5 protein-coding genes are annotated in these 5148 nt (G+C 71.4%); all 5 read right to left on the reverse strand.

All coding sequences use genetic code 11. From position 1 onward, the window contains the following. Positions 1–66: 66 nt before the first annotated feature. Entirely contained in the window at positions 67–906 is an 840-nt protein-coding gene (locus tag H5J30_RS16790) for a carbohydrate ABC transporter permease (RefSeq protein WP_181788239.1), read from the reverse strand. After that, a complete protein-coding gene (locus H5J30_RS16795) occupies positions 896–1849 on the reverse strand; it encodes a carbohydrate ABC transporter permease (protein WP_181788240.1) in 954 nt (317 codons plus the stop codon). The genes H5J30_RS16790 and H5J30_RS16795 overlap by 11 nt, the downstream gene beginning before the upstream one ends. A gap of 10 nt (positions 1850–1859) precedes the next feature. After that, positions 1860–3155 carry an ABC transporter substrate-binding protein gene (locus tag H5J30_RS16800; protein ID WP_181788241.1) on the reverse strand — a complete coding sequence of 432 codons (1296 nt, stop codon included), beginning with the start codon at positions 3153–3155 and terminating at the stop codon, positions 1860–1862. Positions 3156–3198: 43 nt separating this feature from the next. After that, positions 3199–4797, reverse strand: a complete 1599-nt coding sequence (locus H5J30_RS16805) for an FAD-dependent oxidoreductase (RefSeq protein WP_181788242.1) — start codon at positions 4795–4797, stop codon at positions 3199–3201. A gap of 61 nt (positions 4798–4858) precedes the next feature. Then, positions 4859–5148, reverse strand: a 290-nt coding sequence (locus tag H5J30_RS16810; protein ID WP_181788243.1) for a substrate-binding domain-containing protein, incomplete at its 5' end; no start/stop codon positions are given.

Consider the following 5148-nt stretch of genomic DNA (forward strand, 5'->3'; position numbering starts at 1 on the left):
GGTTCAGGGCGGATGAGGACATGACGGCTCCCGTGGCAGGAGGGAACGTACGGGATGGGAAGGCGGTCACTTCAGACCGGTGTGCGCGAGGCCCTCCACGAACTGGCGCTGCGCGAAGACGAACACGGCCAGCACCGGCAGCGCGGTCAGCGACGCCGCGGCGAGCTGCACGTCCCACATCGGGCCGCCGTAGGAGTCGGTGAACTGCGTCAGCGCCTGCGGCAGCGTGAACTTCTCCGGCGTGGAGAGGTACACGATCGGCTCCAGGTACAGGTTCCAGCTGTGCAGGAACGTGAAGATCCCCACCGCCGCCAGCGCCGGGCGCGCCAGCGGCAGCGCGATGCGCCAGTAGATGGCGAAGCGGCCCAGCCCGTCCATCCGCGCCGCCTCCTCCAGCTCGCCCGGCAGCGCGATGAAGAACTGCCGCATGATGAACGTCGCCAGCACGCTCGGCGCGCCGACGACCGGCACCAGGACCAGCGGCCAGTGCGTGTCCGTCATCCCCCAGTCGTTGAACATCTGGAACAGCGGCACGATGGTGACCTCGCTGGGGATCAGCAGGCCGGTGAGGACCACCAGGAACAGCGCGTTCTGGCCGCGGAAGCGGATGCGCGCGAAGGCGTAGCCGGCCATCGACGACACCGCGAGCGTGCCGACCGTCACCACGACCGCGATGTACATGCTGTTCCAGTACTGCTGCGCGAACGGCTGGAGGTCGAAGACCCGCTCGTACGCGCCGAATCCGGGGTCGTCCGGCCAGAGCGACGGCGGGAACGCGAAGATCTCGCTCGCCGGCTTCAGCGACGAGGTCACCATCCACCACGTCGGGAAGACGAACGGGACGAGGAGCACCAGCAGCACCCCGTAGAGCACGAGCCGGGCGCGCCGGGGCAGCTTATGACTCATGGAAGACCCACTTCTTGCGCATCTGCCACTGCACGACGGTCAGCACGAGCACGATGAGGAAGAGCAGTACGGAGAGCGTCGCGCCGTAGCCGAAGTGGTGGAACTCGAACGCCTGCTGGTAGAGGTAGTAGACGAGGACGGTCGTGGAGTTGCCCGGGCCGCCCTGGGTGAGCACCGCGATCTGCGCGAACACCTGGAGCGAGCCGACCACCGTGATGATCGAGGTCAGCAGGATCGTCGGGCTGATCAGCGGCACGGTGATCCGCAGGAACTGCCGCCAGCGCCCGGCGCCGTCCACGGTGGCGGCCTCGTACAGCTCCCGCGGCACGCCCTGCAGCGCGGCCAGGAACAGGACCATGTTCAGGCCCACGTTCTTGAAGACCTGCACCACGATCACCGAGATCATCGACGAGGTCTCGCCGCGCAGCCAGTTGGGGCCCTCGACGCCGACCAGGTCGAGCCCGGCGTTGATGCCGCCGTTCTTCTGCAGCAGGAAGCCCCACACGATCGTCCAGGCGACCAGGGAGACCACCACGGGCGAGAAGAACAGGGTGCGGAAGACGATGCTGCCGCGCAGCTTCTGGTTCAGCAGCACCGCCAGCGCCAGCGCGAGGCTCAGGTTCAGCACCACCAGGCCGACGGAGAAGAAGGCGGTGGCGCGCAGCACGCCCGGCAGCTTGGGATCGTCGGCCAGCGCCCGGTAGTTGTCCGCGCCCACCCCGTGGAAGCTGCCGGCCAGCACGTTCCACTCGTGGAAGCTGTACCAGAAGACCAGGCCGAGCGGGATCAGCACGAACAGGACGCTGCCCAGCAGCTGCGGGGCGATGAACAGGTAGCCGGCCAGCGTCTCCCGGCGGCGGGCGGTCCAGAAGGGCCGCCGGGAGCCGTCCCCGCGCGGGCGCGGTCCCGCGGCCTTGGCCGGGGCGCGTTCCAGGGTCGCCATGGCGGCGCCGTCACTTCTCCAGTTGCGGCTGGATCGCCGAGCAGACGTCCTGGAGCGTCTTCGCCACGTCGGCGTCCGGCTTCCACAGCGGGTCGAGCGCGGCGCGTACGGCGTCGAACAGCTCGGCCTGGTTGGTGTGGGTCGGCTTCACCTTGCCGTTCTGGATGCCGCCGATGACGACCTCTTCGAGCTGCGCTGGCTTGAGCTGCGGGTTGCTCTTGGCGAGGGTGTCCGCGTCCAGCTGGGAGCTGCGGGCCTGCGGGAAGTAGCGGCCGAGGGCGGCGGAGTTCTTCTCGTTCGTCATGAACGCGAGGAAGTCGACGGCCTCTTCCACGTGGTCGCCGTTGCCGAGTACGCCGAGGCCGGCCTGCCCGACCACGTCGTACGAGCCCGCCGGGCCCTCCGGCAGCGGCACGAAGTCCCAGCCGAAGCTGTCGTCGAGCAGCGAGGCGCGGCTGATCTGGGTGACGGTCATCGCCGCCTCGCCGGAGAAGAAGTCCGCGGTGGTGCCGGGCGCGGGCATGGCCTCTTCGGTGAAGATCGCGTCGTGCAGGAACGTCATCGCCTCGGTCATCTCCGGGGCGTCGAAAGCGCAGGTCTTGCCGTCCTCGCTCCAGGGCTCGGCGCCCCAGCCGTCCCAGACGGTGGCCAGGTTGTCCCACAGCTTGTAGTCGAAGTCGCCGATGACCATCCCGGCCTCGCCGGTCTCGTCCCGCACCGCGCCGCCGGTCTTCGCGACCTCGTCCCAGGTCCACTTGCCCTGCTTGATCAGCTCGGCCGGGGCGGGCTGGCCGGCGTCCTTCAGCATGTCGGTGTTGACGAAGACACCGAACGGCGAGGTGGAGAAGGGGTAGGCGTAGAGCTTGCCCTCGTGCTGCCACAGCTTCTTCGCCGACGGCAGCACGTCCTCGTCGTCCTCGATCTCGGCGAGCGCGCCGGAGGCGACGAAGTCGGGCGCCGCATTCTCGAAGATCCAGGCCAGGTCCGGGGCCTTGCCGCCGGCTATCTGGGTGGTCAGCGCCGTGGTGTAGCTCTCCACCGGCAGGGTGTCGAACTTGATCTCCTTCACCTCCGGGTTCTGCTCGCGGTAGTCCGCGGCGATCCCGTTCAGGAGCTTCAGGTGCTCCTCGTTGCCGGTCCAGATGGTCATGCGCAGCGTGACCGGACCGCCGTCGGAGCCGGAGCCGCCGTCGGAGCCGCCGCACGCGGTGAGCGCGAGCAGGCCGGCGGCGGCGAGGGCGACGGGCTTGCCGCGGACGGGAGTTCCCCTGCCGGGCCGGGGGTGGAGCGGTGCTGGCGAAGACATGCGGGTGCCTCCTGTGGTGTCGGGTCGGTCGGCGACCGTTCGGTCAGTAACCGCTGATGTCGGGCCAGCGCAGCTCGACGCCGTGGGCGGTCAGGGTGCGCTGGAAGTCCTGGAGCAGGCGGGGGGTGTTGCGTACGGCGCGGGGGGTGAGGCCGTGCTCGACGCAGTGGGCCGCGAGCAGCCCGGCGGCCTCGCCGATGTTCCACTCGACGGGGTGCAGGCGGTAGCAGCCGTTGGTGATGTGGGTGGTGCCGATGTTCTTGCCGGCGGGCAGCAGGTTCTCCGTACGCCGCGGGAGCAGCGCGCCGAGCGGGATCTCGAAGGGGCTGGACGGCACGTCGATGTAGGTGTCGCGGCCGGTGGAGGGGTGCAGGTCGATGCGGTACATGCCGATGCCGGCCGAGTCGGCGTAGCGCACCGCGCCCTTGCCGCCGCGGACGTCGAGCGACAGGTCCTGCTCCACGACGGTGTACTCGGCCCGGATGCGCCGCGACTCGCGGATGTACGGGGCCATCGCCAGCCCGTCCGCGCCGCCGCCGGTGACGTCGCCGCGCAGCCGCAGCCCGGGGAAGCCGGTGCCGCCGTCGGGGCGCGGGGCCTCGGTCTGCATCCAGTACAGCAGCGACAGCGACAGGCCGCGGGCCTCCGCCAGCCGCGCCGCGGCGTCGGGCACGTCGACGACCGGGGCCTCGAAGTAGTCGATCATCGGCCAGTTGACGAGCGTGACATCGCTGGCGTACGCGCCGGGCGCGAACTGGTCGCGGGCGGCGATCCGGCGGAACGTCCACAGGTTCCGGTCCCCGCCGCTGCGCCGCTGGTCGGCGACGACGGCGAGCGGGTCGTCGCCCGGGTTCGGCGTGAACTCGCGCTCGACCAGCTCCAGCGTCCGCGGGTGGGGGGCCCGCCAGGACAGCAGCGGGGCGCCCCAGAACTCCGGCTCGTAGTCGCGCCAGAAGCCGTAGGAGGCGGGGCGGTCGACGGTGTGGTCGCCGTCGACGTGGTCGACGGCGAAGCAGTACGACACCGCCTGCATGTTGAGCGGCTGCGCCTCGTCGGGGGCGCTGGGCTCGCCGGTCTCCGCGCCGGACTCGAAGCCGGTGACGTACTCGGTGCCGGTCAGCGGCAGCAGTTCGCCGGTCTCGGTGGCGTCCAGCACGTACGGCGCGGTGAGCACCAGCGGCTCGCCGCCGCCGGGGCGCTCCACCGTCACGGAGGTCACGCGGTCGCCGTCCGTCTCCGCGGCCACCGGGACGTAGGGCTGCAGCACGGTCAGCCGGCCGGCGCCGCGGTACGGGGCCAGCAGCGCCTCGATCACCGCGACCGCCACCCGCGGCTCGTGGCAGAGCCGGCTGACGTGCCCGGCGCCGGGGTTGAGGTCCGGCTTGGCGCGGGCGGCGGCCGTCAGCGGGTAGTGGCGGCGGTAGTAGTCGCGGATGCCGTCGCGCAGCGCCCGGTACGAGGCGGTGGCGCCGAACTGCTCGATCCAGGTGTGCTCGTCGGGGGGCACGGCCTGGCTGGTGAGCTGGCCGCCCAGCCAGTCGTACTCCTCGGTGAGGATCACCGAGCGGCCGGCGCGCAGCGCGCCGAGCGCGGCGGCGACGCCTCCGGTGCCGCCGCCGACGACGAGGACGTCCGCGTGCATGAGACTCCTTGGGGTGCTGGGTCGGAGTGGGGCAGGGGTGAGGCGCGGGTACGGGGCCCGGTCAGCGGGCGGGGGCGGCGAGCGTGACGCCCTCGACGAGCCGGCAGTCCAGCAGCCGGCGGGTGTCCTCGGGCCGGCCGTGCAGCATGCCGGTGAGCAGGTCGACGGCCTGCCGGCCCATCTCGGTGCGGCGCAGCCGGAACCCGGTGAAGTCCACCGGCGGGTCCACCGGCGCGGTGGGGTCGCCCAGCGCCAGCATCGACAGGTCACCCGGTACGTCCAGACCGCGGGCCGCCGCCGCCTCGTACAACCCGGCGGCGTCGTGCAGGAACTCCACGAACACCGCCGTGA

Source organism: Streptomyces phytophilus (genome assembly GCF_013870535.1).
Taxonomy (GTDB): Bacteria; Actinomycetota; Actinomycetes; order Streptomycetales; family Streptomycetaceae; genus Streptomyces; species Streptomyces phytophilus.

Excerpts from the sequence above, each read along its gene's own strand:
- H5J30_RS16790 (WP_181788239.1), bottom strand. The coding sequence starts at position 906 with ATGAGTCATAAGCTGCCCCGGCGCGCCCGGCTCGTGCTCTACGGGGTG.
- H5J30_RS16800 (WP_181788241.1), bottom strand. The coding sequence starts at position 3,155 with ATGTCTTCGCCAGCACCGCTCCACCCCCGGCCCGGCAGGGGAACTCCC.
- H5J30_RS16795 (WP_181788240.1), bottom strand. The coding sequence starts at position 1,849 with ATGGCGACCCTGGAACGCGCCCCGGCCAAGGCCGCGGGACCGCGCCCG.
- H5J30_RS16805 (WP_181788242.1), bottom strand. The coding sequence starts at position 4,797 with ATGCACGCGGACGTCCTCGTCGTCGGCGGCGGCACCGGAGGCGTCGCC.